We start from the raw sequence: 3,352 nt of genomic DNA, 5'->3' as shown, positions 1-3,352 counted from the left end.
AAGGCGCCAAGACCTACGGCTGGATCGAGGCCCTCAACGAACTGGCAGAGGCCTATCCAGGTCGCATCAGGTAAAACGACCAAGACCAGCAGCAAGATCAGCTTTACACACTACGAGTTACAAGCTCACAGAGCCGAATCTGCGACAGAGCCGTTCGTCTTACAGTCCCTCACGCTATACGAGCTGGGGGAGCTGCAGCGGGCCCGCACAGTAGAGGAGCAGGCGTTGGAGGGTCGGCGGCGGGTTCTGGGCGCCGACCACCCTGACACCTTGACCTCGATGAGCGATCTTGCCATTACCCTCCGCGAGATGGGGGAGTTGCAGCAGGCCCGCGCTTTGGAGCAGCAGGCGCTGGAAGTTCGGCGGCGAGTTCTGGGCGATGATCATCCGGACACGAAGCAGTCAGAACGGAACCTTGCCGGGGTGCAGGAGGCGCTGGCAGAGGGGGATGGCGGCTAGCGTCCCACGAGGTTCGCGCCATCTGCCGTCTGGGTGGACTAGATGCGCCGCAGTTGGAGATCCATGATCTTTGGGTGCTGTGTCCTCTGCTCAGGCTGGGCGTCTTGGTGCTACGGCTTGGCCATGTCAGGCAACCGTCCGCGGAGGGATCAGCGGGATCGGCCGCGCCAGTTACAGAGCCAGTACATGGGTGGCGTTCAGGCTGGTATGGGACCGCTTGGACCGGGTTCGCAGACCCTCGATGCCCTTGGCCAGGTAGCCGCCGGTACCAGATGTAGTACGCCTGCCTGCTGATCCCGTAGCACCGGCAGGTCAGCGCGACGTTGCCCGAGACGAATGACCGCCAGGCGCTGACGCGCTTTACGGTCGAGCGGTGGAGCTGGCGGTGAACATAGATGATCTCCGTAGTGGCCGAAGAACCCAGGTGTCAACGATGTCCATCAGTTTCAGACGTAGTCCTGGCGTCTTGATGAGATCAGACACATAGGTCAGCCCCGCTCACAGCCGCAGCCTTCGGACCGAACCGGTCCGAAAAACCGCCACAAAGCCCTCACCAGCGAAAACGCCCTAAGCAATAGGCGATCACGCTGCATCGGCACGACACATATGCGCCAATCGGTGCGACATGCACACCAACCAAAGTCCGATCCGAGAGGTGATCATGCGTATCCGTCAATCACTGGCGACCACTGTCCTGGGCGCTGCCCTCGCTTTGGGGGCAGCCGCCGCCCCTGCGCAGGCGGTTTCCGGCACTGCCCCCTCTGCTGGGAATGGGACCGCCGAAGCGGTGGCCTACGAACCTGCGACCGCCGCGAGCCAGTGGATTTTCACCGGGGAAAGCTACCCAAACCGTGCGTCCTGTGACGCTCGAGCCAACTATGTGCGGGATCACACCCAGCAGTGGCTACAGTGCCGCGGTCCTTACGCGGGCGGCCGGTTCGACCTTTGGGTGTGGGGATAGCCGGGACGCTTTGTTCGGCGCAATCGGGCAATCCGAGTTTCGATGACCCCGGCCGGAACCCGCTGGTGGATGCGGCGACGGGGCGGACCATATGCCTTTGTCGGCATAAGGAGTTCTGCGCCCCTCACCCCGCGCTGACGCGGAGCTGTGCACCAGCGGGTCGTGCGCCGACGCGCTGCGCGCCATCGATAACGTCAGCGGGGGGGAGCGGGAGCTGGTGACCTGGCGCTGCCCGGTGTGCAGGCCCTGGTTCGCTCCGGGTCATGGCCGCTGGTGGGACGCCGTCTAAGACTCACCCGCCTGCCCGCCTTGGCGGGGGGCGGGGAAGGGCGGCGGATCTGGCCGGGGCATCCGCCCGGCTGTTGATTGGCGGCGATCCGCGTGACCCACTGGGTCACGCGGATGTACTCCTCCAGTTCGGCTGGCGGCAGGCCCTCGTCGTGAAGGGAGGCGCGGATCTCGGCATCGTCGCCGCAGCACTGCTCGCATCCCTCGAGGTGGGTGACCATGTCGCGGATCTGGGCAGCGGTGTAGCGGATCGTGGCGTGTCCTTGCGTCGGTTGGTCCACCGGTGGTGGGCGTCGATGGGGAGGGAGCTCTTGGCCACCGTTTCGGTCACCGCTTCCACGGCTACGGCATGGGCGGGGTGCGGCCTCGGCCATAGTCGTGAGCTCGGCCTGCTGCACGTTCGGGCCGGACTGCCGGGCGGCGCCGGTGTCAGCGTCGGAGGTTATGCGTCGGGCCGTGTCGTCGAGCGCTGGTGGTTCGTCGTCCTCCAGCGCTCGGCACAGCGTGGGGCGGCTGATGCCCAGATGCTGGCGATGGCGGTGACCGACTCGCCGCGGGCTCGGCGGGCGCGGGCGATGGCGAGCGGGTCGTGGTTGACGGTTGTGGGCGGCCGCCCTTGCGGCCGTGGGCTGCGGCCGCCGCCAGGCCGTCCAGGGTGCATTCGGAGATCAGGTCGCGTTCCATCTCGGCGGCCATCGCCGCGACCATGAACAGCATCTTGTCGGCCACGCTCTGCCCGCCGGGCCGGTGCAGGCCGGCACAGATGTCCGACAGAATGTGCAGGTTGATCCCGCGGGGCGAGCTCGCCTTCCAGGAAGACCAGCAGTTCCTTCACCGAGCGGGCGATGCGGTCGGGCTTGTAGATGACCAGCGTGTCGCCAGCCTCCCGACCGGGTGTTTCTGGACGGATTCCGGGACTGACCCTGTCTGGGCGAACACGGTTCCGGGCCGCCCGGCTCGGAGCCGTCCCGTAATCCTCGATTCTCGCGGCCTCGGTGGCAGGCGGCGCTGTACCTGGACTGGTGTGCGGCTCCGCAGCCGCCCGTGGGGGACGGGGTGGAGATAAGCGCTTCGGGGGCCAGGCGCGGGAGTCAGCGGCGCAGCAGACGCAGCGCCCGGGTGCGGCGGAGGTATCCCGGGAGAACAGGTAGAGGGCAGCGGGAAGGGCCAGGATGACGGTGGAGGTAGTGCCGGCTGCGGCCAGATCGACCAGGATGGTCATGGGGGTGTCTCCTTCGGCAACCGACACAGACGAAGACGGACATTCCGTGACGGGCACGGACGGGTGCTGACGCCGCTCACCTGCGGTGCTGACGATCCCTGACGACCGAACCCCGGCCAGAATGAGACGGCCGCGAGGGCCGCAGACTTTACCGGACGTCCCTGGTGCCCGACTTCATGCGAACCTTCGACTGGGTGTTCAAGGACCCGGCCACCTGGCGTGATCTCGCCTGGCTGCTCGGCGACCCGCTGATCGGCGGCGTGGCGGTCCTGGTGCCGCCGCTCCTGGTGCCGCTGCTCCTGGTGGCGTCCGGGGTGGCGCTGGTGGCGCAGGGCCCGGTGCAGGCGGTGGCCGGGGTGCTGCTCGTGCTGGCAGGGCCGTTGCTGGCTCCGCGCGCGGTCCGCCTGCACGGCGTGTGGACG

General features: G+C 67.2%; 3 protein-coding genes. 2 read left to right on the top strand and 1 reads right to left on the bottom strand.

Translation table 11 applies throughout. The features are described 5' to 3' along the window. Positions 1–54: 54 nt before the first annotated feature. Complete coding sequence (locus ACFQSB_RS40055) at positions 55–459, top strand: tetratricopeptide repeat protein (RefSeq protein ID WP_380832575.1); 405 nt, start codon at positions 55–57, stop codon at positions 457–459. 1,155 nt (positions 460–1,614) lie between these two features. On the opposite strand, the gene ACFQSB_RS40050 is transcribed toward ACFQSB_RS40055, so the two are convergent. Beyond that, positions 1,615–1,989, bottom strand: coding sequence for a hypothetical protein (locus ACFQSB_RS40050; RefSeq protein WP_380832573.1), 375 nt, complete (start codon positions 1,987–1,989; stop codon positions 1,615–1,617). Positions 1,990–3,094: 1,105 nt separating this feature from the next. Between ACFQSB_RS40050 and ACFQSB_RS40045 the strand changes: the two genes are divergently transcribed. Next, on the top strand, positions 3,095–3,352 hold a 258-nt coding region (locus ACFQSB_RS40045; RefSeq protein WP_380832571.1), incomplete at its 3' end, for a sensor domain-containing protein.

Source organism: Sphaerisporangium rhizosphaerae (assembly GCF_042665155.1).
GTDB classification, from domain to species: domain Bacteria; phylum Actinomycetota; class Actinomycetes; order Streptosporangiales; family Streptosporangiaceae; genus Sphaerisporangium; species Sphaerisporangium rhizosphaerae.
Note: the sequence above shows the minus strand (reverse complement) of the source record. Positions and strands in the feature narration are given on the sequence as shown.